21 protein-coding genes are annotated in these 24159 nt (G+C 76.0%); 8 read left to right on the top strand and 13 right to left on the bottom strand.

The features are described from left to right. Positions 1 to 14: 14 nt before the first annotated feature. From V1J52_RS02675 to V1J52_RS02665, 3 genes are read right to left on the bottom strand one after another with little or no spacing between them, the layout of a single operon-like run. Complete coding sequence (locus V1J52_RS02675; RefSeq protein WP_330137882.1) at positions 15 to 2108, bottom strand: xanthine dehydrogenase family protein molybdopterin-binding subunit; 2094 nt, start codon at positions 2106 to 2108, stop codon at positions 15 to 17. Next, positions 2105 to 3127 (bottom strand): FAD binding domain-containing protein, encoded by a 1023-nt coding sequence (locus V1J52_RS02670; RefSeq protein ID WP_330137881.1) that lies wholly within the window; start codon positions 3125 to 3127, stop codon positions 2105 to 2107. Before V1J52_RS02670 ends, V1J52_RS02675 begins: the two co-directional genes overlap by 4 nt. Beyond that, a complete protein-coding gene (locus V1J52_RS02665; protein ID WP_330137880.1) occupies positions 3124 to 3687 on the bottom strand; it encodes a (2Fe-2S)-binding protein in 564 nt (187 codons plus the stop codon). Before V1J52_RS02665 ends, V1J52_RS02670 begins: the two co-directional genes overlap by 4 nt. Positions 3688 to 3914: 227 nt before the next feature. Between V1J52_RS02665 and V1J52_RS02660 the strand changes: the two genes are divergently transcribed. Then, positions 3915 to 4748 carry an SDR family oxidoreductase gene (locus V1J52_RS02660; RefSeq protein ID WP_330138104.1) on the top strand — a complete coding sequence of 278 codons (834 nt, stop codon included), beginning with the start codon at positions 3915 to 3917 and terminating at the stop codon, positions 4746 to 4748. 16 nt (positions 4749 to 4764) lie between these two features. Here V1J52_RS02660 and V1J52_RS02655 read toward each other — a convergent pair whose 3' ends face one another. Then, positions 4765 to 6048: a cytochrome P450 gene (locus V1J52_RS02655; RefSeq protein ID WP_330137879.1), complete on the bottom strand. Its 1284-nt coding sequence runs from the start codon at positions 6046 to 6048 to the stop codon at positions 4765 to 4767. 368 nt (positions 6049 to 6416) lie between these two features. Here V1J52_RS02655 and V1J52_RS02650 point away from each other — a divergent pair, with 368 nt between their 5' ends. Then, on the top strand, positions 6417 to 6917 hold the full coding sequence (locus V1J52_RS02650) for a MarR family winged helix-turn-helix transcriptional regulator (protein ID WP_330137878.1): 501 nt from the start codon (positions 6417 to 6419) through the stop codon (positions 6915 to 6917). A gap of 39 nt (positions 6918 to 6956) precedes the next feature. Here the strand turns inward: V1J52_RS02650 and V1J52_RS02645 are convergent, their stop codons facing one another. Further along, positions 6957 to 8120 carry a PP2C family protein-serine/threonine phosphatase gene (locus V1J52_RS02645; protein WP_330137877.1) on the bottom strand — a complete coding sequence of 388 codons (1164 nt, stop codon included), beginning with the start codon at positions 8118 to 8120 and terminating at the stop codon, positions 6957 to 6959. A gap of 317 nt (positions 8121 to 8437) precedes the next feature. On the opposite strand from V1J52_RS02645, the gene V1J52_RS02640 reads away from it, so the two are divergent. The 3 genes from V1J52_RS02640 to V1J52_RS02630 all read left to right on the top strand — a co-directional run bounded on the left by V1J52_RS02640 (position 8438) and on the right by V1J52_RS02630 (position 11043). Beyond that, positions 8438 to 8842, top strand: coding sequence for an STAS domain-containing protein (locus V1J52_RS02640; protein ID WP_330137876.1), 405 nt, complete (start codon positions 8438 to 8440; stop codon positions 8840 to 8842). 360 nt (positions 8843 to 9202) lie between these two features. Next, the gene (locus V1J52_RS02635; protein ID WP_330137875.1) at positions 9203 to 9799 is read left to right on the top strand and encodes a carboxymuconolactone decarboxylase family protein; all 597 of its coding nucleotides are present in this window, start codon (positions 9203 to 9205) and stop codon (positions 9797 to 9799) included. A gap of 269 nt (positions 9800 to 10068) precedes the next feature. After that, complete coding sequence (locus V1J52_RS02630; RefSeq protein ID WP_330137874.1) at positions 10069 to 11043, top strand: SDR family oxidoreductase; 975 nt, start codon at positions 10069 to 10071, stop codon at positions 11041 to 11043. Between the two features lie 131 nt (positions 11044 to 11174). On the opposite strand, the gene V1J52_RS02625 is transcribed toward V1J52_RS02630, so the two are convergent. After that, positions 11175 to 11591: a DUF2795 domain-containing protein gene (locus tag V1J52_RS02625; protein ID WP_330137873.1), complete on the bottom strand. Its 417-nt coding sequence runs from the start codon at positions 11589 to 11591 to the stop codon at positions 11175 to 11177. A gap of 242 nt (positions 11592 to 11833) precedes the next feature. Between V1J52_RS02625 and V1J52_RS02620 the strand changes: the two genes are divergently transcribed. Next, positions 11834 to 12397: a hemerythrin domain-containing protein gene (locus V1J52_RS02620; RefSeq protein ID WP_330137872.1), complete on the top strand. Its 564-nt coding sequence runs from the start codon at positions 11834 to 11836 to the stop codon at positions 12395 to 12397. A gap of 148 nt (positions 12398 to 12545) precedes the next feature. Here the strand turns inward: V1J52_RS02620 and V1J52_RS02615 are convergent, their stop codons facing one another. From V1J52_RS02615 to V1J52_RS02600, 4 genes are read right to left on the bottom strand one after another with little or no spacing between them, the layout of a single operon-like run. Continuing rightward, the gene (locus V1J52_RS02615) at positions 12546 to 13046 is read right to left on the bottom strand and encodes a DUF3574 domain-containing protein (protein WP_330137871.1); all 501 of its coding nucleotides are present in this window, start codon (positions 13044 to 13046) and stop codon (positions 12546 to 12548) included. Between the two features lie 25 nt (positions 13047 to 13071). After that, the gene (locus tag V1J52_RS02610; RefSeq protein ID WP_330137870.1) at positions 13072 to 14082 is read right to left on the bottom strand and encodes an NsdA family TPR-like regulatory protein; all 1011 of its coding nucleotides are present in this window, start codon (positions 14080 to 14082) and stop codon (positions 13072 to 13074) included. 60 nt (positions 14083 to 14142) lie between these two features. Further along, a complete protein-coding gene (locus V1J52_RS02605; RefSeq protein WP_330137869.1) occupies positions 14143 to 15354 on the bottom strand; it encodes an MAB_1171c family putative transporter in 1212 nt (403 codons plus the stop codon). A gap of 5 nt (positions 15355 to 15359) precedes the next feature. Continuing rightward, positions 15360 to 15941, bottom strand: coding sequence for a toxin (locus V1J52_RS02600; protein WP_330137868.1), 582 nt, complete (start codon positions 15939 to 15941; stop codon positions 15360 to 15362). 365 nt (positions 15942 to 16306) lie between these two features. Between V1J52_RS02600 and V1J52_RS02595 the strand changes: the two genes are divergently transcribed. Next, the gene (locus V1J52_RS02595; protein WP_330137867.1) at positions 16307 to 18346 is read left to right on the top strand and encodes a hydantoinase/oxoprolinase family protein; all 2040 of its coding nucleotides are present in this window, start codon (positions 16307 to 16309) and stop codon (positions 18344 to 18346) included. Further along, complete coding sequence (locus tag V1J52_RS02590; RefSeq protein WP_330137866.1) at positions 18343 to 20052, top strand: hydantoinase B/oxoprolinase family protein; 1710 nt, start codon at positions 18343 to 18345, stop codon at positions 20050 to 20052. Before V1J52_RS02595 ends, V1J52_RS02590 begins: the two co-directional genes overlap by 4 nt. Positions 20053 to 20089: 37 nt before the next feature. Here V1J52_RS02590 and V1J52_RS02585 read toward each other — a convergent pair whose 3' ends face one another. Genes V1J52_RS02585 through V1J52_RS02575 form a run of 3 tightly spaced genes read right to left on the bottom strand, consistent with a single transcriptional unit; the run spans position 20090 to position 24149 of the window. Further along, positions 20090 to 21643 (bottom strand): PucR family transcriptional regulator, encoded by a 1554-nt coding sequence (locus V1J52_RS02585; protein WP_330137865.1) that lies wholly within the window; start codon positions 21641 to 21643, stop codon positions 20090 to 20092. After that, on the bottom strand, positions 21640 to 22758 hold the full coding sequence (locus tag V1J52_RS02580) for an S-methyl thiohydantoin desulfurase family protein (protein ID WP_330137864.1): 1119 nt from the start codon (positions 22756 to 22758) through the stop codon (positions 21640 to 21642). The genes V1J52_RS02585 and V1J52_RS02580 overlap by 4 nt, the downstream gene beginning before the upstream one ends. After that, complete coding sequence (locus tag V1J52_RS02575; RefSeq protein WP_330137863.1) at positions 22755 to 24149, bottom strand: hypothetical protein; 1395 nt, start codon at positions 24147 to 24149, stop codon at positions 22755 to 22757. The genes V1J52_RS02580 and V1J52_RS02575 overlap by 4 nt, the downstream gene beginning before the upstream one ends. Positions 24150 to 24159 lie beyond the last annotated feature (10 nt).

The following is a 24159-nucleotide window of genomic DNA, read 5'->3' as shown; positions in this document are numbered from 1 at the left end:
CCCGCCGCGGCGGCTCAGCGCAGCAGCTTGTCCGGGGTGACGGGCAGGTCCCGCACGCGGACGCCGGTGGCGTTGTGCACGGCGTTCACGACCGCGGCCGGGGAGCCGACGATGCCGATCTCCCCGATGCCGCGCGAGCCGACCGCGTTCGCGTGCGGATCGCTCTCCTCCAGCCACACCGCCTCCATGCCGCCCACGTCCGCGCAGACGGGGACGTGGTACTCGGCCAGGTCGTGGTTGACGACGTGACCGGTGGCCGGATCGAGGCGGCTCTCCTCGTGCAGTGCCATGGACAGGCCCATCACCATGCCCCCCAGGAACTGCGAGCGCGCCGTGACGGGGTTGATGATCCGCCCGGCGGAGAACACCCCCAGCATGCGGCTCACCCGCACCTCGCCCGTGCGCCGGTGCACCCGGGCCTCCGCGAAGTGGGCCCCGAAGGAGTACAGCGCGAACCGCTCGCGGTCCGGGTTCGGCGGCGCGTCCGCGCGGACCCGGGCACCGGGCCGCGGCCGCTCCCCGTGCTCCGCGCGGAAGGCGCGGGCCGCGGCGACGACCGCCGAGCCCCACGACGTCATGCCCGAGGAGCCGCCCGCCACGGTGGCGTACGGCAGCGCGGTGTCCCCGATCTCCACGCGCACCGCGGCCACGGGGACGTCCAGGGCGTCGGCGGCGATCTGGGTCAGCGCCGTCCAGGTACCGGTGCCGATGTCGGCGGCGCCGGTCCGCACCGCGTAGCCGCCGTCGGCCAGGTACTCGATCTCCGCCGACGTGCCGGGGCCGCCGAAGAACGGGTACGTGGCGGCCGCCACGCCCAGGCCGACCTGCCAGTCCCCCACGCGCCGGGTCCCGGCGGGCCCGCGCCGGTGCCAGTCGAAGCGGCGGGCCCCGGTGTGCAGGCACTCGATCAGTTTGCGGCCCGACCACGGTCTGCCCGACTCGGGGTCCGTCTCGGGCTCGTTGCGCACCCGCAGCTCGACCGGGTCCAGGTCCAGGGCGCAGGCCAGCTCGTCCATGGCGGACTCCAGCGCGTACATGCCCGGGGCCTCGCCCGGGGCGCGCATCCAGGACGGCACGGGGACGTCGAGGGCGGCGACGCGGTGCCGGGTGCGGCGATGGGGCGCCGCGTACATCATCCGCGTCACCACCGCCGCCTGTTCGGCGTACTCCTTGACGCGGGAGGTCTGCACGACCGCCTCGTGGCTGAGGGCGAGCAGCCGTCCGCCGTTGTCGGCGGCCAGCCGCAGGCGCTGGATCGTGGGCGTGCGGTAACCGGTGAGGGAGAACATCTGCTGCCGGGTGAGCGCCAGTTTGGCGGGACGCCCGCCGGCGCGCTGCGCCGCCATCACCGCCAGGACGTTGTGCGCGTGCGGCATGCCCTTGGAGCCGAACCCGCCGCCGACGTGCGGCGCGATCACGCGCACCCGCTCCGCGTCCAGGCCGAAGACGGCCGCCACCGCCTCGCGCACCCCGTGCGCGCCCTGCGTGGAGTCGTACAGCGTCAGGCGGGGACCGCCTTGGCCCGGCTCCCACAGGGCGACGCAGGTGTGCGGCTCCATCGGGTTGTTGTGCTCCATCGGCGTGCGGTAGGTCTCGTCGATGACGACCGGGGCCTCGGTGAAGGCCCCCAGCACGTCGCCGTCCTCGGTGTCGGCCGCGAATCCGGCGTTGACCTTCCGCGGCGTGTACAGGTCCGTGCGGTCGGCGCGCAGCTCGGTGTCGTGCGGCTCCGCGTCGTACGCGACACTGACGAGCCCCGCGGCCTCCCGGGCGGTCTCCGGGCTCTCGGCGACCACCGCGCCGATGAACTGCCCGCGGAAGGCCACCTCGGCGGACTGGAGGACGGCCAGCTCGGCGTCCCCGGTGTCCTGGAGCCGGGGCGCGTCGTCGTGGGTGAGAACGGCGATGACGCCGTCCAGCGCCGCCGCCGCCGCGGTGTCCACCGTCCGGACGCGGCCGCGCGCGACGGTGGCCTGGAGCGGGTGGACGTGGACCGGGCCGGGCAGCGGGTGTTCGTAGGCGTAGGGGGCGGTGCCGGTGACCTTCGCCCGCCCGTCCAGCCGCCGCAGGGGGGTGCCGACCGCCCGGGGCGTCACGGTGCCGTTCACGCGCGCTCCTCGCTCGCCCGCTCCGCGCGGCCCTCCGGCCCTGCCAGCTCCCGCAGCACGGCCGGCAGCGTCCGGCGGACCATCGGCACTTTGAAGGCGTTGCCCGCCAGCGGGCGGGCGTCGGCCAGTTCGGCGTCGGCGGCGGCCAGGGCCGCCTCCTCGGTGGGCCCGGCGCCGCGCAGGGCGTCCTCGGCGCGCAGCGCCCGCCACGGCTTGTGCGCCACGCCGCCCAGGGCGATGCGCACGTCCCGCACGGTCCCGTCCCCGGCCAGGTCGACGGCGGCGGCGACGGAGACGAGGGCGAACGCGAACGACGCCCGGTCGCGGACCTTGCGGTAGGCCGACCGGGCGGCCCAGGGCAGCGGGGGCAGCTCCACGGCCGTGATCAGCTCCCCGTGCTCCAGCACCGTGTCGCGTTCCGGACGGTCCCCGGGCAGCCGGTGGAAGCCGGTCAGCGGTACCCGGCGCTCCCCCTCGGTGCCCAGGACGACGACGGTGGCGTCCAGGGCCGCGAGCGCCACCGCGAGGTCGGAGGGGTGCGCGGCCACGCAGAGTTCGGAGGCGCCGAGCACCGCGTGCTGGCGGTTGACGCCGGACAGGGCCGGGCAGCCGGTGCCCGGTTCCCGCTTGTTGCAGGGCGTGGTGACGTCGCGGAAGTAGACGCAGCGGGTGCGCTGGAGGAGGTTGCCGCCCGTAGTGGCGGTGTTGCGGAGCTGGCCGGAGGCGCCGGACAGCAGGGCCTGGGCGAGGACGGGGTAGCGGCGCCGCACGAGCGGGTGGGCCGCCAGGTCGCTGTTGCGCACCGCCGCGCCCGCGCGCAGTGTGCCGTCGGGCAGTTCCTCGACGCGGTCCAGCGGCAGCCGGGAGACGTCCACGAGCAGTCCGGGGGCGGCCACGCCCAGCTTCAGGTGGTCCACGAGGTTCGTGCCCCCGCCCAGGTAGGCGGCGTCCGGCCGGGCGCTGACGGCGGCGACGGCGGCGCGGGGATCGCCGGCGCGCTGGTAGGCGAAGGGTTTCACCGGCCGGCCACCTCCCGGATCGCGGCGACGATGCCGGCGTAGGCGCCGCACCGGCACAGGTTGCCGCTCATCCGCTCGCGGATCTCCGCGTCGTCCAACGGCACGCCCCCGTCCCGCGCCGGGGCCCCGTCCGGGACTCCGGTACCGCCGGGCCCGCCGGGCTCGTCCGGCAGGCCCGTGACGGCGCTGGGGTGGCCCGAGGCGGCCTCGGCGAGCATGCCCACCGCCGAGCACACCTGGCCCGGGGTGCAGTAGCCGCACTGGAAGCCGTCGTGGTCGAGGAACGCCTGCTGGACGGGGTGCAGCGCGCCGTCCTCGGTGACGAGTCCGGCCGCCGTCGTCACCTCCGCCCCGTCGTGGGCGACGGCCAGCGCCAGGCAGCTGACCTGGCGGCGGCCGTCCAGGAGCACCGTGCACGAGCCGCACTGGCCGTGGTCGCAGCCCTTCTTGGGCGAGGTCACGGACAGCCGGTCGCGCAGGGCGTCCAGGAGCGTCGTGCGCGTGTCCACGGTCACCGGCCTTTCCCGGCCGTCCACCCGCAGTGTGATGTCGGTGTCCACCCGTCAGCGGTTACCACGCGAGCGCGCCCCGCCAAACGTCCCCGCCCGGGCCCGCACCCGGCCGTGCGGCTGTTCAGCGCAACGGAGGCATTGAGCGGGGCGCCCGGGGAACGCGTCTGGCCGTCACCCGAGACGCGGCGGCCGCGGGGCCGCCCAGAAGGAGGTTCCACGTGGCGGACGAGCGGCGCGGCCGGCAGAACCCGGCGGAGGAGTACCCGCAGCCCGAGATGCCCGCGCAGGAGCAGTCCCACCCGGGGTGGACGGGACCGATGGACCCGCCGCCGGACCACGGCGAGGAGTCCTACCGGGGCAGCGGGCGGCTCGCGGGCCGCAAGGCCGTCCTCACCGGCGGCGACTCCGGCATCGGCCGGGCCGTGGCGCTGGCCTTCGCCCGGGAGGGCGCGGATGTCCTGTTCACCTACCTGGAGGAGGAGGCCGAGGACGCCCGGGAGACCGCGCGCCTGGTCGAGGAGGCCGGACGCGAGGCCGTCGCCGTGAGCTGCGACATCCGCGAGGAGGAGAACTGCCGGGCGCTGGTGGACCGGGCCGTCTCCGAGTTCGGGCGCATCGACGTGCTCATCAACAACGCGGCCTTCCAGATGTCGCAGCCGGACGGCATCGAGGCCATCACCACCGAGCAGTTCGACCGCACGGTGCGCACCAACCTCTACGGCATGTTCTGGCTGTCGAAGATGGCCCTCCCGCACATGCCCGAGGGCGGCAGCATCATCAACACCACCTCCGTCCAGGGGTACAAGCCCAGCCCGCACCTGCTGGACTACGCGACGACGAAGGGAGCCATCGCCACGTTCACCCAGGGCCTCGCGCAGATGCTGGCCCCGCGCGGCATCCGGGTCAACGCGGTGGCGCCGGGACCGGTGTGGACGCCGCTGATCCCCGCGACGATGCCGGACACCACCAAGTTCGGGGCGCAGGCCCCGCTGGGACGCCCCGCGCAGCCCGCCGAGATGGCGCCCGCCTACGTCTTCCTCGCCTCCCGGGAGGCGAGTTACATCACCGCCGAGATCGTCAACGCCACCGGCGGCACGCCGCTGCCCTGAGTGCGGCCGCCACCGGCTACGGCGGGGTGAGGGTGAAGGGCAGCGACCGCACGCGGTGGTCGAAGCTGGAGGGGGCGAGCACCGGTTCCCCGGTCGCGCGGATGCCGGGGGTGCGGGCCAGCAGTTCCCCGAACAGGGCCCGCATCTCCAGCCGTGCCAGGTGCGCGCCCAGGCAGTAGTGCGGCCCGCCGCCGCCGTAGCCGAGGTGCGGGTTCGGGCTGCGGGTGATGTCGAACGCGTCGGGGTCGGGGAAGACCTCCGGGTCCCGGTTGGCGGCGGCGTAGCAGAGGACGACCGTGTCGCCGGGCCGGAAGGTGCGGCCGCCCAGCGCGTACTCCTCGGCCACCGTGCGGCGGAACTGGATGATCGGGGTGGCGTGCCGCACGATCTCCTCCACCGCGCCGTCCGCGTACCGCTCGAAGTCCCCGGCGAGCAGCGCCCGCTGCTCCGGGTGGGCGGTCAGCAGCACCAGGCCGTGCGCGAGGGCGTTGCGGGTGGTCTCCACCCCGGCGACCATCAGCAGCGAGAAGAACGCGCCGAGTTCGCGGCCGGACAGCGTCTCGCCGCCCGGCCGCGCGGTCACCAGCGCGGACAGGAGGTCGCCCGCGGGTTCGCGGCGCCGCTGCCTGCCCAGCCGGGCCACCATGCGCTGCATCCGGGCCAGGGCGCGCAGCCCCCGGCCCGGCAGGCGCAGCCCGCGGTGGACGCCGGTGTTCTCGGAGGCGCGGCCGACCTCGTCCAGGATGGCGGGCCGGCAGTGCGCGGGAATGCCCATGAGGTCGCAGATGACCTCGAACGGCACCCGGGAGGCGACGGCGCTGACGAAGTCACCGGGGCCCGCGGCGATCATGTCGTCCACGACGCGGGCGGCCACCGCCGCGACGTCCCGTTCCGCCTCGGCGAGGACGCGGGGCGTGAACGCCCGGGAGACGACGCGGCGCAGCCGGGCGTGCCCGGGGCCGTCCAGGTTCACCATGGAGTCCCCGAACAGTGCCCGGACCCAGCGCGCCGGAGGCGGCGTCGTGGCGCCCGGGGCGCTGGTGAACACCCGTGGCGTGCGGCTGGCGGTCACGACGTCCGCGTGCCGGACGAGCGCGTGGAAGCCGCGCTCGCGGCCGTGCCAGGTGGCGGGCCGCTCGACGAAGTACGCCGGTTCCGCAAGCGTGCGCAGCCGGGCGAACGCCTCCAGCCGCCGGGACGGCGGCAGCCGCCAGAAGCCGGGACCGGCCAGGTCCGGCAGGTCCGCCCGCGCGGGCCCTGCCCGGCGGGTTGTGGCCGCGGCCCGCAGCGGGACGTCCATCTTGGAACCACTCCTTCACCTCGTGGGTTCCGCGGCGGGCCGCTCCGGCGAGCGGGGCGTGGGGCGTGGGCGGGCGTACGGGGCCGCCCGGCGGGCCGCGGCGGGTCCATGCAACAGGCCGTGGCGGCCCGCGGGGCGCCGCCACGTCGGGCGGGCCGCGTCGCGGGCGCCGGATTGCGCCGAACCGGCTACCCCGTACCACCGCCCGGTACCGGCTCGCGCGACGGCGCGCTCCCGGCTCCCGGTGCCAGGGCCCAGGACCGGCCCGGGGAGTACGGATATAAGGTGGTCGCACGCCGTCTACCCGAGGACTGGAGGCGCCGGTCGCCTTTCCCGCGCTGACAAGTCCGATGCGGAGTGTCACAGTTATGGGCGTGAATCCCGCCACCCCGTCCCGGCAGTCCCGTACGGCCGCTCACCTGGCCTACGAGATCATCGAGTTGCTCGAAGTGCTGTGGGAGCGGGGCAGGGACGCCGTCTCCCCCGCGCCGGTCTCCACCTCCCAGTTGCGGGTGATGTACGTCCTGGACCGGGACAGCGGCATCAACCTGCGCACGCTGGGCGACCTCCTGGGCTCGGCGCCCTCCTCGGTCAGCCGGATGTGCGACCGCCTCGAGGCGCTGGGGTTCGTCGAGCGCGCGGCGAGCCCGGTCAGCCGCCGGGAGGTGGAGCTGCGGCTCACCAGCCACGGCGAAACGTATCTGACGGACCTGCGCGCCCGCCGCGAGGAGGCGCTGCTGGCGGCCATCTCCGGCATGCCGCCGTCCGCCAGGAAGGCGCTCGTCGACGGGCTGCGGGGGTTCAGGAGCGCTGTCGGCGAGGCCGCGGTGCCGCACCGGGAGCAGGACGGTTCGGCGCGCTCGGCCTGACGTCCTGCGGCCCTGCGGCGCGGGCGTCCGGCGCGGCCGTCACCTGCCGAACCAGTCCAGGCACACCACGACGGCGTCGTCGTCCAGCGGCTTCGGCCCCCGGTAGGCGGCCAGCTCGCGCAGGACGGCCCGGGGCACCTGGGGGGCCGGCAGCAGCCGGGTGGCGGTGAGGGTGCGGGCCAGCGCCCGCTCCCCGTAGCTCTCGCCGGCCGAGGACAGCGCGTCGTAGACCCCGTCGCTGCCGCACAGCAGCCGGTCGCCGGGCTCCACCCGGAAGCGCTCGGTGGTGTAGACCGTCTCCTCGAACATGCCCAGCGGCAACTGGTGTTCGAAGGACACCTGCTCGACCTGCCCGGCGCGCATCCGCCACAGCCGCGGTGACCCCGCGTCGACCACCTCCACCTCGGCCTTGACCAGGTCGAAGCGCATCAGCAGCACCGACACGTAGGCGGCGCCGCGGTGCTCGGCGTAGACGGCCTGGTCGGCCAGGTACGCCTGGTCGGCCAGGCTCAGCCCGGCGCGACGCGCGTTGCGCAGCGCGTTGACGGCCAGGTTGGTCAGCAGGGAGGCCGCCATGCCCTCGCCCATGCCGTTGGTGACGGTCAGCGTGAGGTCGTCGGCGGACGCGGACCAGTCGTAGTTGTCCCCGTGCACGGAGTACGCCGGCTCCAGGTGGCCGCCGAGGGCGAACTCGGTGCGGGAGCAGGACCGTCCGGGCAGCAGCTGCCACTGCATCTCGGCGGCGAGGGTGAGCCGGGCGGCCCGGCGGGCGAGCAGGTAGAAGTCGGTGTCCCGTTCGGCGACGAGGATCTCGTGGCCCAGCGCCTCGCAGATGTGCTGCAACTCCGGCACCAGGTCCGGGCTGTAGCGCTGAGCGGGCAGGTCGACGCTGAGGACGCCCATCCGGTCGCCCCGGATGGTGACCGGCAGGTGCAGCGTCACGGTGGCGGCGTCGTCGCCGGACTCCAGGCACGGTTCCTGGGAGCCGAAGGCGCGGCCCTGCGGGCTGTCGTGGACGGACACCGGGGCGGTGGTGCCGGGCACGGACTCGACGGCCCGCAGGACGGTGACGCCGTAGTCGGCGAGCCGCAGCCCGACGCCGGTGGCACCGTAGGTCTCCGTCAGCGCGGCCCTGACGACGTCGAGCAGCATGTGCGGGGCGGCCGTACGCAGGGCTCGCTCCACGGCGGCGAATCTCTCCACACCGATCACTTTGCTTTCATCCGGCCGCAGACAGTGGGTGCCGCACCGCGGGAACTGGGCTTTGACGTGCCACGGCAGCGACGGCGATGACCCTGCGGCCATGGTGTGCACCACCTGACCGGAAAGAATACCGTTGCCGTAATGCAACGGTTCCGGGGGCTGCGGAGACCGGCCGGCCCGGGTCCGGCCGGGCCGCGGGAGGGCGGGGTTGACCCCGCGCCGCACGCTGCATTACAACTCTGAAGCATTGTCATGGGTCAAGGGTTTCGCCGTGGCCCGTGCGGATCGGCCGGGTGCGGGGAGATGAGGAGACAGCGATGCACGGTAGCGGTCCCGACTCGGCATCCGGCGGGCAGGCGGCCCCTGCCCCCTCCCCTCCCGCGCCGCGCCTGGGCGACCTGGACGGCCACCGGGTCGTGACCGTCAGCGGCGACCTCGACATGGACACGGCGGCGGCCGTGCGCGAGACGCTCGCCGGGGTCGTCGACTCCGGCGGCACCCGGCTCATCGTCGACCTCTCGCCCCTGGCGTTCTGCGACTCCTCCGGACTGCGCGCCCTGCTCACCGCGCACCGGAAGGCCGCCGGGGCGGGCGGTGTGCTGTGCCTGGCAGCCGTCCCCCCGCAGCTCGAACGGCTGCTGGAGATCACCGGACTGCTGACGGAGTTCTCCTGCCACCCGGACGCGGCCGCCGCGGCGGCCTTCCTCACCGCCACCCGCTGAGGGCCGCCCCGCCCCGCTCGGTACCGGGCCGGGCGCGCGGGCCGGAACGCGCCACTCTCGCACGCGCCGGACGGCCGGTGCGGGGCGCTCGGTGCGGCGGGGCGGGCGGCCGGGGCTCCGCGCGGCAGGGCGAACCTGTCACCGGGCCGAAGGGCCGCGGGCGCCGCGTTGTCACCCCGGCACGGAAGCGCGCGGCGCCGGACGCGGGCCCGGCGCCGGGCCCGCGTCCGGCGCCGGTGGCCGGTTCCCGCCGGTCGCGCAGCGCGCCGGAGCCGGGCCTGTTGGCCCGTCAGCGGCGCGCCGACATAATCCGGGAGCCGGCGCCGTCGGCTGAACACCGCTTTCCGGAAGGGTTGAGCCATGTCCGCGCACGCCGCCGACGTCCCCTGGCCCCCGGACGGCGCGCCGGGGCGCCCCCGGATCGCGCCGCAGCCGGAAGCCTTGTGGGCCGCGTCGGCGCGGGACGTGCTCGACACGGACCTCAGCGCGTCCGGCCTCGGCGCGGGCCGCCTCGGTGACCTGCACCTGTTCTCCACCCTGGCGCGCAACCCGGACCTGCTGACCTCGTGGCTGGGGTTCGGCGCCCACCTGCTGCTGGCCGCCGGACTCCCCGCGCCCGACCGGGAGCTGGTGATCCTGCGGGTGGCCCGCAACTGCCGCTGCCGGTACGAGTGGGTGCAGCACGAGCGGCTGGCGGCGGGGACCGGGCTGTCCCCGGCGGACGTCGCCCGGGTGGCCGAGGGGCCCGGCGCACCCGGGTGGAGCCCCCGGCAGGCGCTGCTGCTGACCGCCGCCGACGAACTGCACGCCCACGCCCGGCTGTCGGACGCGACCTGGGCCGCGCTGGCCGGCGAGCTGTCCGAACGGGACCTGGTGGAACTGCCCATGCTGGCGGGTCACTACCACATGCTGGCGTTCGTCATCAACACCCTGGGCATCGAGCCGGAACAGCCCTGACGCCGCGCGCCGCCCGGCGGGCGGGGCCGGCCGTTGGCCCGGACGGCGGTCCGGGCCAACGGCGGCGGGGCTCACTTCCGAACCCCGGGTGCTCGGGCCTGCGGCGGACCCCGTTGAGTCACACGGAACAGCGCCCGGAAAACCTCTCGATTCGCGGTTCCGCGCGCCGCGCTTGGCCCGGACGGGTGCGGGTACCCGGGTCCGTCGGGCGGGCCGGGCCACGGTCCGCCGTCGCAATCCGGTCCGCGAAGGATCAAGGAGGTCACAGCATGCGTGTGCGCGATTCCGTGGTCGTGGTGACGGGGGCGTCCGGCGGCATCGGCCGGGCCACCGCCGAGGCGTTCGCCCGCAAGGGCGCCGCGGTGGTCCTGGCGGCCCGCCGGGAGCGGGCCCTGGAGGCGGCGGCCGAGGAGTGCGGGCGGTTCCGCGGTGCGCGCACCCTGGTCGTCCCGACGGACGTCACCGACAACCAGGAGGTGAGCTGGCTGGCGCACCGCGCGGTGGAGGAGTTCGGGCGGATCGACGTGTGGGTCAACGCGGCGGCCGTCACGGTCTTCGGACCGTTCCAGGAGGTGCCGCTGCGCGACCTGCGCACGGTGCTGGACGTCAACGTGCTCGGCTCGCTCCACGGCGCCCGGGCGGCACTGCGGGTGATGCGGGAGCAGGGCAGCGGCACGGTGGTCAACGTCTCCTCGGTGGTGGCCGAGGTCAGCCAGCCGTACACCCACGCCTACGGGATGTCGAAGGCGGCCGTGCGGTCGCTGAGCGGCAGTCTGCGGCAGGAACTGCGGCTGGACGGCCACAAGGACGTGCACGTCTGCACCGTGCTGCCGGCCACGGTCGACACCCCGCTGTTCGAGCAGAGCGCCAACTACACCGGACGCAAGGTGCTGGCCATGCCGCCGGTCTACAGCCCCGAGCGCGTCGCCCACGCGATCGTCGGCCTGGCGGACAAGCCGCGCCGCGAGGTGGTCGTCGGACCGGCGGGGCGGGCCCTGGTGCGCTCGGCGCGGCGCTCCCCCGCCCGCGCGGAGCGCCTGATGACGCGGCAGGTGGACAAGGCGCACCTGTCCCGCAGGAAGTCCGCGCCGTCCGGGCACGGCAACCTGTACACGCCCGCCCCCGGCCGGGGCGCCGTGCACGGCGGCTGGGGCGGCCGCCGCCGCACCGCCGCGCGCCGGGTGGCGCTGGCGACCGGGCTCGTCGCCGCCGCGGCGGCGGGACGGCGGCTCGTGGTGCGCTGAGCCCGCGGGACGCGTGGGGCGGCGGGCCCGGTCCACCGACCGGGCCCGCCGCCCCACGCGTGGTCACGCGCGCCGTCACCGCCCCCGCCCGCCCGGGCCTGGCGCCCTCCCGGGCCGGGCGGGGGCGCGGGTCAGGTGCGGCGCTCCTCGGTGCCCCTGCCCAGCGCCCGCATGATGTCCTGCACGTTCTCGTAGGACCGGCCGCCGGGCAGGTTCGCCGCGAGGGAGACCAGCCCGTCGGGCGCGTTGTTCTCGCGCAGGGCGCTCAGGACGCCGTCACGCTCGGCCGGGTACACGCTCATGCCCAGGTGGCGGGCCAGGTCGTTGCGCAGCTCCACGTCGTCGGCGTCCATGCCCGGGGGCGTGCCGCCGGTGAGCGTGGTGTCCGGCGCCCGGTCCGTCTCCGGCTGGTCCTCGCCCGGTGCCTCCGGCTCCCGGAACTCGTCCGCGCGTACCGAACGGCCCGCCTTCATCTCGCCCTGGACCTCGTGCTTGGCCTCGTCGTCCCGGAGCGGGCCGGTCTTGTTCGGTCCGTGCTCGGTGGTCATGGATGTCTCCTCTCGACGACCGGAGCCGGTCACCTCGGCGGCGCGGGCGCGGCGCGGGCCGGGTTCGCGGTGTGCGGCGTCCGGTGTACCCGGGAACCCGGTGGTGAAACAGCGCCGGGACCGCACCGCCGTCCGGCGGTACGGCCGTGATTACGCCGTACCGGGCGGGGAACGCGCTGGGCCCGGGCACCCTCACACCAGGGTCCCGAGCGACCACATCCTGCACAAGGAGGGCTTTCACCATGGGACACGGCGGGAACGTCATCGACGAGCTGACCACCGACCACCGCGAGGTCGAGGAGCTCTTCGGCCGGATCGAGGCGCTGCCGGCCGGGGACGGGCAGCGCAAGACCTACGCCGAGCAGGTGTCCATCGAGCTGGTACGGCACTCGGTGGCCGAGGAGATGCACCTCTACCCGGCCGTCCGCGAGCACGTGCCCGACGGTGACGCGATCGCGGACCGGGAACTGGCCGACCACCAGGAGGTCGAGCAGATCCTCAAGGACCTGGAGGGCTGCGGCGCCGACGACCCCGAGTTCGACCGGCTGCTCGGCCGGCTGATGCAGGAGGTCCGTTCGCACGTCAGGGACGAGGAGGAGAACCTCTTCCCCGCGCTGCGTGCCTCCACCGCCCCCGGCACGCTGGACGAGCTGGGCGAGAAGGTGCGCAAGGCGAAGAAGTCGGCCCCGACCCGCCCGCACCCGTCCGCGCCGGACACCCCGCCCGGGAACAAGCTGCTCGGGCCGGGCGCCGGGATGGTGGACCGCGTGCGCGACATGCTCTCCAGCCGCGGCAAGCCGGGCTGACCGCCCGGGCGACCGCGGCGCCGGGCGGGCTGGGAGACCAGCCCGCCCGGCGCCGCGGTGTGCCGCGGGCGGTTTCCGCGCGGCCGGGCGCGCGGGAGGGACGCCCCGGGGAGGGAGCGCGCCCCGGGGCGCGCTCCCCCGGGTGCGGTCAGAAGTCCACGCGGACCCGGGCGTCGACACGTCCGACGGATTCGAGCTCCCACCGGGTGGTGTAGGCGCGGCGTATCTCCTCTATGGCCGCGTCGCTGTCCTTGGCCGTGGTGGTCGGGTACAGGAGGATCAGCTCGTAGGAGCGCTCCCTGTTGACGTCGCCGTCGCGGTCGCGCCACTGGCCGTGGCCCTCCTGCAACGTGAGCCCGGCGGGGAAGCGCGGGGTGATGTAGTCGTTGAGGAAGGCGTGGAACTCGTCCTCGGTGATGGGCGGCTTCCCGTCATGGCGGCCCGTGCCGAAGAACAGCCGGGTCTCCATGTACTCCTGCCCCTGGGCGGACGCCTGCCCGGCGAGGACGTGGGGAGTGCTGACCGGCCGGTCGGCGCCGCTCGCCTCCTGCCGGCCGAGGGCGAGGAAGACGAGCGCCAGGGACACGGCGCTGAGGATCAGGGCGGCCGCCGTCAGGCTCGGCAGCAGCCAGTGCGGCGTTCTCGCCACGGGGGTCGGGGGTTCCTTCGACACGTTACGTGTTCCCTTCGTGCGGTTCGGTGGGCATCCGGGCGGCGTCGCCGGGCGGCGTCCGCAGACCGGCGGACAGCCAGTGCGCCGCCTCGCGCACGGGGCCGGGCACGGCGCCGGCCTCCGTGACGGGCCGGGCGGCGTCCGGCCGTGCGACAAGAGGGGCGAGCGAGCGCCGCAGGACGCCCGCGGCCCGGCCCGAGCCGATCGCCGCCGCCCGCGGCGCGATCCGGGCGGCGAGGCGGGCCGCGTCGTGCCAGGCCCCGGCGTGGAGCTGGGCGGCGAGGAGTTCGGCGGTGAACAGGGCGCGGAACGCGGTGGGGCCGGCGAGGTCGCCCGCCGCGCCGGCCGGTTCCAGCCGGTCCACGGCGCGGCTCCACTCGCCGAGCCCGGCGTGGACGAGTCCGAGGTGCCCGGCCAGTTCCCGCTCGTCGATCCACCACGTCCAGGCGGGGTCCCCCGGCTGCGGCCCGTCCAGGAACAGGGCGCGGGCGTGGCCGGCGGCGTGCAGCGCCCGGGCGCGCTGGCCGGTGAGCGCGAGGGCCCGGGACTGCCGGACGCGGAAGACGGCGGCGACGCGGGCGGGCATCCTCGGCGCGTCCAGGAGCGCGGCCTCCGCCAGGCGCAGCGCCGCGTCGGGGCGCCCGAGGTGGGCGGCCTGCATGCTGAGCGTGGCCAGGACGAGCTGCTCCACCGCCCGTTCGCCGCAGGCGCGGGCGAGGGCCCGGGCCTGCCAGCAGAAACGGTTTGCCAGAGGGTGGCGGCCCGCGTCGAACAGCAGCCAGCCGGCGACCTGCGACAGCTCGGCGAAGGCGGCGCACGCCTCGCTGCCCGGCCGCAGCTCGCGCGCCGCCACGCGCCGCCACCCTGCTCCGGCACGCCGGGCGGCGCGGGCGGCCGCCGGTCCGGCGGTGACGGCGCCCGCGCGGGCCTCCAGGGCGAGCGCCTGTTCCGTCAGAAGGCGCACGGCGCGGGCGAAACAGCGGGCATCACGGTCCGGTGGACCGGGCTCCATGAAGGCTCCCTCGGGAAATGGAGTGCCGGACGGCACCCTGGCGGACGGCTGCGCGCGGGCTCAGGACCCGGCGGAGGTGCGCTCCGCGCCCGCCGGGGCGCGGCCCGCGGGCAGGTCACGGAAGTGGCCCGCCACCTGCGTCAGCCACGCGATCTCCTCGGTGATGTCGCCGTCGGGGGCGTGGGTGACGGTCTCCGACGGCCCGGCGGGCGCGGCCGAGCCGGTGTCCCGGGCGGTGAGCGCCGTCCGCAGCAGCAGGGCCTCGTACGCGGTGGACGGGGCCTCGGCGGACACGCCCAGGCGGGCGGCCTCGGCCCGCACGGCGGCCGGGTCCATGTAGGGGCGCAGGGCGAGCTGGCCGTCGCGGATCTCGATGACGCGGCGGTAGAGCCGGTACTCCAGGTCGCGCGGGGGCACCAGCTCCCACCACCGCGACGCGGGCGGGGCCAGCGCGATGGCCGGGTTGGCCCGGTACAGCGCCCACCACAGGGGGCGCAGCCGCCGGTAGGAGCGGAAATTGGCCACCCACTGCGCCGCTTCCGACAGCCGCGGGCCCCAGGAGGGGACCGTCCAGCCGAAGACCTGGCACAGGGAGCCGACACTGCCGGCGATCCAGTACAGGTCGTCCCACGGTTCGGGCAGTCCCGTCCAGATGGCGATGATCTGGAGGTAGCGGATGAGGCAGTAGACGAGGATGAGGGAGGCGCCGACGGCGACCGCCCACATGCCCGAGCGCAGCCAGGAGCGGTGCGCCATGCGGGCGTAGCGCGTCGACAGCCGGACGGCCTCCACCTGGCCGACGGCGCACACGGCCAGGTAGAGCGAGAAGTACACCGCGTAGCGCGGGTTCTCCAGGTTGAGCAGGACGGTGACCTCCGCCGTGCCCACCCGCTGCGGCGGATTGACGAAGAAGAACAGCCCGGCCAGCACCGCGAGGGCCGCCCCGTACCCGATGATCCGCGTCCGGGCCTTGGCGCGCGCCTGCGCGGGCGGGTGGGACCAGTGGACGAGGACGACCTGCTGGGCGCCGGTCAGCACGACCACCAGCGCCTGGCACAGGAACGTGGTGATGTTCTGGTAGCGCAGGATCTCGGCGATGTGGGTGCGCAGCTGGTCCAGTTCCACGAAGAAGCTGAGGCTGGAGCACAGGAAGTACACGCACAGCGCGATGAAGGCGGCGTCCCCGCGGTGCCGGGGCAGGGCCGGGAGCTTGTAGACGAGGGCGACGAGCCCGCCCAGCGCGCAGCTCCACGACAGCACCTGGTAGAACATCGGTGTCAGCTCCGGTCCTGCCGTGCGTCGAGTCCGACGACGCTCTCGATCCTGGCGATGGTCTGCGCGTCCTCGGCGGGCAGTTCCCACACCGCCTCGGCCGACTTGCGCTGCACCCGGGTGAGCAGCAGCGAGGCCATCAGCTCGGCCTCCTGCTCCTCGGCGTCCAGGTAGCCGCACCGCCCGAGCATGCCCCGCACCGTGGAGGGTTCCAGGCTGGGGAAGAGCAGCCGGGCGGTGGCGTCGTCCAGGGCGTCGTCCCGGTGGTGGTCGCAGATGATGTGCGCGAGTTCGTGCGCGATGATGTGCTCCTGGTGGAGCTTGCTCGTGTGTGCCTCGTAGAGGACGAAGTCGGCGTCCTGCGTGGCGATCCACAGGCCGTAGACCCCGGAGTTGCGCAGGTCCACCGGGGCCGGGCGGACGGGGCGGCCACGGCGCTGCCCCAGGTGCTCGCACAGGGCGAGGATGTCGGCCGAATCGACGACGTCCAGCGCGGTGAGGAGCCTCTCGCAGGAGCGGCGCAGCCGCTTGAGGTGCCGCCCGTGCAGCTGCTGCCGCGCGGGGCGGCGAGGAGGGGCCGCGTTCATCACTACTCCGTGGGTCGGGTCCCGGACGACCAGGTCTGCCAGGGCGGGTCGGGGCCTGTCCGTGGTGCGACAAGAGTAATGGGACGGTCACCGAACTGGGCACCCCGTGCGGGTGACGGAAAGGCGTGACCCGGGCGTTCCGGCACGAACCGGCGCCGGACCGCCCCGTGCCGCCGGGCCGTCGCGCCCCGGCAGGGCCGCACCGCCGCAGCGCCGCGCCGCCGGACGGGTCCGCCGCCCGGGCGGCTGTGCGTCCCGCACCGGGACGGCGTGGCGCGATGTGCGCGGTATCCAGTACAGGCGTTCGCCTCCTGCCCTAGCCTGGCCCGCGAGGCCGCCGGCGAACCGCACAGTGAGGGGCGTGGATGGGCGCGTTGCGCGTGGCGTTGGACATCGGCGGGACGTTCACCGACGTGGTCGTGTACGACGAGCGGACCGGCCGGTACCGCGCGGCGAAGGCGTCCACGACACCGGACGACCTCACCGAGGGGGTGCTGACGGCGCTCGGCCACGTGGTGGACCGCGCGGGGGACCTCTCCTTCCTCGTGCACGGCACCACGCAGGGCCTCAACGCGCTCCTCCAGCGCCGGGGCGCCCGGGTGCTGCTGCTGGCCGGCGCCGCCGCCGCGGACACCTACCACATCGCCAGGGGCCCCCGGACGCGCCTGTACGACCTGCACTACCGCAAGCCCGAGCCGCTGGTGCCGCTGCGCGACATCGTCCCCGTCGGCGGCCGGCTGGACGCGTCGGGCGCGGAGATCGAGCCGCTGGACGAGGCGGCCGTGCGCGAGGCCGCCCGGCGCTACCGGGACGAGGGTTTCACCGCGATCGCCGTGGCCTACCTGTTCAGCCACGCCAACCCGGTGCACGAGCTGCGCACCCGCGAGATCCTCACCGAGGAGCTGGGGGACGGCCTGACGCTGTCGCTGTCGCACGAGGCGGCCAACGAGTGGCGCGAGTACGAACGGACCTCCTCCGCCGTGCTGGAGTCCTACATCGGCCCGGTGGTGCAGCGCTACCTCACCTCCCTCACCGGGGCCCTGGCCGAGCGCGGGGCCGGTGCGCCGCTGCACGTCATGCAGTCCTCGGGCGGCGTCATCACCGCCGAGTCCGCCCGGCGCCGCCCGCTCCAGACCCTGCTGTCGGGGCCGGTCGGCGGGACGATGGCCGGCGTCGCGCTCGCGGAGACGCTCCAGCGCCCCGACCTGATCTGCGTGGACATGGGCGGCACGTCCTTCGACGTCTCGCTCGTGGTGGACGGGCGCCCCGACATCGCCCCGGAGGCGCGCCTGGAGGGGCTGCCGGTCCTCATGAGCGTGGTGGACCTCCACACCATCGGCGCCGGGGGCGGCTCCGTCGCCTGGGCGGAGGCGGGCGGGCTGCGGGTGGGGCCGCGCTCGGCCGGGGCCGACCCCGGCCCCGCCTGCTACGGCAGGGGCGGCACGGAGCCGACCGTCACCGACGCGAACCTCCGCCTCGGCCGCCTCGACCCCGCGGCCTTCGGGGGCGGGATCGCGCCGCGCGCCGACCTCGCCGAGGCGGCCCTCGCCCGGCTCGGTGCGGAACTCGGCCTGGACGCCGCCGCGATGGCGGAAGGGATCTGCGACGTGGCCAACGCTAAGATGGCGCAGGCCATCCGCACGATCACCGTCTCGCGCGGCATCGAGCCGGCCCGCTTCACGCTGGTGGCCTTCGGCGGGGCCGGCCCGATGCACAGTGTCTTCCTCGCCCGGGAGCTGGGCATCGGCGAGGTCGTCGTGCCGCGCTTCCCCGGGGCGCTGTCCGCCTGGGGCATGCTCCAGAGCGAGATCCGCCGGGACTTCGCCGAGCCCTACTTCCGCCTCGACGCCGACCTGGACGGCGCCGACCTCGCCGGCCGGCTGCGCGCCGCCGCCGGCCGGGCGCTGGCCTCGCTGGACAGCGAGGGCGTGCCGCCCGGGGCACGGCGCGTCCGGGCGGCGCTCGACGTCCGGTACGCGGCCCAGGAGTACACCCTGACGGTGCCGCTGACGGCGCCGGACGAGCCGGCCTCGCCCGGTTTCCGCCGCCGGGTGGCCGAGCGGTTCGCGCGGCTGCACGAGAGCCGCTACGGGCACGCCAACCCGGGCGCCCCCGTGGAGTTCACCGCGCTGCGGGTGACCGCGCTGGGCGACCTGGGGCGCGCGGGGCCGGAGCGGGTGCCGCCGGCCGGCGGCGCGCCGGTCCCCGGGCGCGGGCGTCCGGTGGTGTTCGCGGGGCGGCGCCACCCGGCGCGCGTCGTGGCGCGCGAGGAGCTGCGGGCCGGGCACGCGTTCGCCGGGCCCGCCGTGGTCACCGAGCCCACCGCCACGACGGTGGTGCCGCCGGGCCACCGGGTCACGATGGATTCCTTCGGTTCGCTCGTCATCCGCCGGGAGGGGAAGTGACACTCACGCACGCCGGCCGCGCGGCGGCCGGGATCGACCCGGTCACCGTGGAGATCATCCGCAACGCGCTGATCTCGGCCGCCGACGACATGAACGCCATCCTGATGCGCTCGGCGTACACGCCCGTCATCTACGAGTGCGGCGACTGCGTGGTGGCGCTGCTGGACGACGAGCACCAGGTGCTCGGGCAGTCGGCCGGTCTGCCGATCTTCCTGGGCAACCTGGAGAGCTGCACGAGGGCCACCGAGGAGCGGTTCGGGCGGGACGCCTGGCAGCCGGGCGACGTGTGGGTGCTCAACGACAGCTACCTGGGCGGCACGCACCTGAACGACGTGACCATCTTCGGTCCGGTGTTCACCGGCGGGGAGCTGGCCGGGTTCACCGCGACGCGGGCGCACTGGATCGACGTCGGCTCCAAGGATCCGGGCGGGTCGATGGACTCCGTCTCCATCTTCCAGGAGGGCCTGCGCATGGGTCCGCAGAAGCTGGTCGAGGGCGGGCGGGACGTGCCGCAGGTCATCGACACCATCGCGAGCAACGTGCGCTTCCCGTACCCGACGACCGGCGACATGAACGCGATGATCGCCACCATCCGGATGGGCCAGGTGCGGCTGGCGGAGATCGTCGCCCGGTTCGGCCTGGACACCGTCCGTGCCGCCCGCGACGAGATCTTCCGGCAGACCGAGCGGCTGGAGCGCGAGGTGATCGCGGCGGTCCCGGACGGCGTGTACACCGCCGAGGGGTTCCTCGACAACGACGGTGTCGACCTGGACACGCCCGTGCCGGTGCGGCTGCGCGTGACGGTCGCGGGGCCGGAGATCGAGTTCGACGTCACCGGGTCGGCCGACCAGACGACGGGGCCGGTCAACTGCGGTACGGCGCAGGCGGTGTCGGCCTGCCGGGTCGGTTACAAGCTGCTGGTGAGCCCGGACGTGCCGGGCAACGGGGGCTCGTTCCGGCCACTGAGCGTTCGGGTGCGCGAGGGTTCGGTGTTCGGGGCCCGGTCGCCCGCCGCGTGCCAGTGGTACTTCTCCCACCTGGGACTGCTCATCGACCTGGTGGCCAGGGCGCTGGCGCCCGCGCTGCCGGACCGGGTGGCGGCGGCCAGCCACGGCGACTCGATGGTGGTGATGTTCGCGGGCACGGACCCGAGGGTGGCGCGTCCCTACGTCAGCCTGGAGGCGACGCTCGGCGGCTGGGGCGCGTGGCGGGGTTCGGACGGGCAGGACGCCCTCATCAACAACGTCAACGGCTCCCTGAAGGACCTGCCGGTGGAGGTGTTCGAGGCGCGCTACCCGCTGCGGGTGACGCACTACGGCATCCGTCCCGACTCCGGCGGCGCCGGGCGGTGGCGCGGCGGCAACGGGGTGGTCCGGGAGTACCGGGCGCTGGCCGACTGCACGGTGTCGCTGTGGTTCGAGCGGTCGGTGACGCCGGCCTGGGGGCTGTCGGGCGGGCAGGACGCGCGGCCGCCGGAGGTCGTCATCAATCCGGGGCGCCCGGACGAGCGGCGGCTGCTGAAGTGCAACGGACTCGCGCTGCGCGCCGGGGACGTGGTGCGCTGCATGACCGGGGGCGGCGGCGGGTACGGGGACGCCGCCGGCCGGGACCCGGCGGCGGTGCGGGCGGACGTGCTGGACGGCCAGGTGTCCGCCGCCCACGCGGCGGACCGCTACGGCGCCGGGCGGGGCGGCACCGGCGGCTGACGCGGGGTCATGCGGCGGGCCGCCGCCGGCGGGCCGCTCACCCGTCCGGCCGCCGCGCGGCCGCGCCGCCGGTGCTGAGCAGGGCGTGGCAGGCCAGGTGCAGCGCGAGGCGTCCGTCGTGCGCGTCGGGGTCGACGCCCCGCCCCCGGATGCGCTCCAGCCGTCCCAGCACCGTGTTGCGGTGGACCCCGAGCCGGGTGGCGGCCTGTCCGGTGGAGCCCGCGCAGTCCAGCAGGGCGGCCAGGGTGGCCAGCAGCACGTCCGCCTTGGGGTCGGCCAGCAGGGGGGCCAGCAGGGTGCGGGCCGCCTCGGCGAGTTCGGGCACCGGCAGCGCGGCCAGGACGGCGCGCGGCCCGAGCCGGGCGTAGCGCTCGACGCTGCCGGGGGCCAGCCTGCTCGCGGCGGCCGCGGCCAGTTCCGCCTCGGCGACCGAGCGGCGCAGCCCGCTCACCCCCTCCCCCGGTTCGCCGACGCCCGCCGTCAGCGGCAGCGGGATGCGGGCCTGGGTCAGGCGGCGCCGCACGAGCTGGGCCACCCGTTCGGAGTCGGTGTCGGTGAACCAGGTCGTCCAGCCGTGCCGCTGCGGCACCAGGGGGGCGACGGACCGGCCCGTCTGCCAGGCGGCGATGACGCCGGGCGCGACGGTCTCCAGGTCGTCCGGGGCGTCGTGGGCCGGGCGCAGCTGGACGGCGACGTGGTGGCCGTCCACCGGCCAACCCGCCTCCCGGGCCAGTTGTTCGGGCCCGGGGGCGGCCCCCTCCGGGGGGCAGGGGGCCGCGGCGGTGCCGTGCTGCGCGGGGAGCGCGGGTTCACCGCGCAGCAGGGTGTCCAGGAGCAGCCGGTCGCGGCCGGCCTGGTGGGACAGGGACAGGCGCAGCCCGGCTCCGGCCGCCGTGATCGGGGCCCGCGCCAGCTTGAGTATGGTGCCCACGGTGTCCGCCCAGGACGGTGACGCCTCGGTGAGCTGCGCGACGAGGGTGGCCCACGGCCGTCCGTCCGGTCCCGGCACCGGCACGGTGATCCGGTGGCCCTCGTCGTCGCCGCGCCCCGCGGCCGCCCGTCCGGCCAGCAGGTAGCCGTCGCGGGTGAGGAGGGCGGCGAGGGCCCCGGGCACCTCGGTGTTGATGACGCCCACGATGTCCCGCAGCGAGGACCGTTCGCCGAAGAGCACGGCGCAGCGCGCGATGAGCCGGGCGCGGGCGGCCTCGGTGTCGGCGATGGCCACGGCGAGGTCGAGCGCGAGGCGGGGCGGGTCGTCGACCGAGAGCAGCGGCATGCGCAGCCGTTCGGCGAGCTGCGGCGTGGAGCCGGTGACGGGGACGGCCCGCGGCGCCACGACGCAGGAGGCGTTGCGCTCCCAGGCGAACCGCAGCGCGGCCTCCAGCGCCCAGCTGCCGTGTGCGGCGGCCGGGTGCAGCACCATGGCGGTCTCGGGGGTGCACTGCCGCGCCTGGTCCAGGTCGGAGACCAGGCTGACCCCGGTGACCGGGCGGTCCAGGTGGCTCCCGGCGCACACCGTGGCGCTGCACAGCGGCCCGAATCGCACGAGTTCGGCCACGGTCAGGGGCCCGGCGGGGCGGGCGCGGGTCATCGGCTGCCTTCCTCGTTCGGGTGACGTACCGGGAACCCGAAGGCGCGGGGCCCGGCGAGGGCGAGTCCGGCCGCGGTGTGCCACATCGGCGCGGCGGGGACGACCAGGACGTCCACGTGGTCGCCGACGGCGACGCCCTCGATGCCCACGGGGCGGAGCTTCTGGCGGTCCAGAAGGCACACCACGTCGGGCACGGCGGCGGCCACGGCGCCGTCGATGAGGGCGAGCAGGATCTCGTTCTGCGCCTCCAGGCGTACCACGGGGCCGTCGGAGGCCGGGTCGCAGACGACGATGGACGTCGGCACCGAGGGGTACTGGCGGGCTCCGGCGGGCGGCGTGGGCAGGTCGAGCGCCTCCACCCGTCCGCTGGCCAGCAGCCGGGCGCCGGTGGTGCGGGCGAGTCCGGCGAGCACGGCGGAGTGGCGGCTCGGCGCGGTCAGCAGTTCGCCCATGCGCATGATCCGGCTGGTGGCGCCGCGGATGGCGGCGGGCCGCAGCCGGGCCGCCGTCGCCGGGTACATGGCGCAGGTCATCAGTCCGCCGGAGGCGTCCACGACGCCGCGCAGCAGCAGGTCGGCCCGGGCGCTGGAGGTCTCCAGCAGCACCGTGTCCCCGGCGGCGCTCATGCCTGCGAGCGGGGTGACCGGCAGTCCGGCCAGGGCGTAGGTGGTCTGGTGGATGAGCGGCAGGATGCGGCCCATGCCGTCGCAGTCGACCAGGGGCAGGCCGAGCGCGGCGGCGGCGGCGATGGGGACGAGCGCGTTGGGACCGGCGGAGTTGAGGGCGACGACGGCGTCCAGCGGCGCGCCGGTGCGGTCCTCCAGCATCCGCACGGCTCCGGCGAACTCGTCTCCGGTGAGCGGGAGTTCGATGAGCGGGGCGAAGCCGCCGACGGCGCCGACGGCCGCGCAGCGGGCGTCGGGCGGCAGGGCGTCCAGCGGGACGAGCGGGACGGGGCCGTGGCGTTCGAGCAGGGCGGAGACGCACAGGGTGAGTCCGTCCAGACCGGCCGCGCCCCGGCCGGAGCTGAGCAGTTCGTTGCCCGCGACGAGCACGGGCAGGTCGGCCGCGGCGATGTGCCGCAGCGGCGCGGGGCGCGGGGCGGTGCCGGTCATGCGGCGCTCTCCACGCACCGGCCGCTGCCGGCGCGGACCTGGAGGCGGTAGATGCGCAGGTACCCCACGGGTGTCGCGGAGGAGCGGACGATGCGGGCGCTGCCCGGTTCGGCGCCGTGCGCGGCCACCAGTCCGAGGGCCCGCTGCTCGGCCTGCGCCTGCACCTCCTCCAGGCTCTCGGCCGCGCCCACGGGCACGAGCAGGTCCAGCCAGGCGCTCGGCTCGGTGCCCGCCGCGCCGGTGGCGGCGAGGTCGGCCTCGGGGCGCAGCAGCACGGTCGCGCTCCGGGACAGCCGCACGATCTCCTCGGCCACCCGGAGGCCCGGCGCGTCGAGGGCGGCGATGACGTCGGCGGTGTGCCGGGTGCGGGCGGCCAGCAGCGTGGTCCCCGCGGTGCGGGCCGGTGCGGTGGTGAGCACCGGCTGCGGCGCGGCGGTGCGGACCCCGGCGACGCCGGGGAGGTCGGACTCCACGTGCGGCAGGCCCTCGCGGACCTGCCCGGCGGCGACGCGCTCGCCCTCGACGAGGACGACCAGCGCGTCGGCCGTGCCCGCCAGCCGGGCGGCGGCGGCGAGCGCGGTCGCGGGGGTCGCCGCGAGGCCGAGCACGGGCAGCCAGCACAGCCGGCGTCCCGAGACGCGTCCGCCGTCCCCGGTGGCGAACCAGCAGGCGGGGCGGCCCGGCAGGGCGGCGGTGAGCTGCTCGCAGCCGGATATCAGGGTGTCGGCCGGGTCCAGGAGAGCCGCGTTGATGACCGTGGTCGCCTCGCGTTCGAGCAGTCCGAGGCCGCCCGTCTCGTGGGACAGGCACAGCCGCAGTTCCGGGAAGCGCTCCAGCAGCGCGGCGGCGACGGCGACCTCGTGGTCGGCGCGGGCGGTGGCTCCGGTGGCGGTGACGGCCACGGTGGTGAGCCCGGCGGCGATGACGGCCTCGGCGCAGCGCAGGGCGGCGTCCACCCCGGGCGGGGCGAGTTCGGTGCCGAACAGGTCGTGGCCGCCGGGGGCGGTCCCGCGCCAGGCGACGAGCGAGCGGATCAGCCCGGCGGGGTGGGCGCCGGCGGCCGGGACCGCGGGCGGGCGCGGGACCAGGCGCAGCGCGGCCACCGGCCGGGCCCGCGGCACCGTGCCGGACGGCGCCCCGGCGGCGGGCGCGGTGAGCGCCGCCTCCAGGGGGGCGGAGATGTCCCAGGTCACGGAGGTGATGGTGGACGGGGCGGTGGCGGCCGTCCCGCGCAGCACCCGTCCGGCCGCCTCCAGTGTGGCCGCCTCCAGCCCGGCCGCCCGCGGCCCGGACGGCGCGGCGTGCGGGGCGGAGGCGGCGCCGGCGAGACGCGCCCCGTGCAGCAGTGCGGCGTGGACCTCGCGGGTGCCCAGCCGGACCCCGATGCGCATGCTTTCCCTT

This window comes from Streptomyces solitudinis (genome assembly GCF_036323765.1).
Lineage (GTDB): Bacteria > Actinomycetota > Actinomycetes > Streptomycetales > Streptomycetaceae > Streptomyces.
This window is presented reverse-complemented; position numbering and strand designations above follow the sequence as displayed.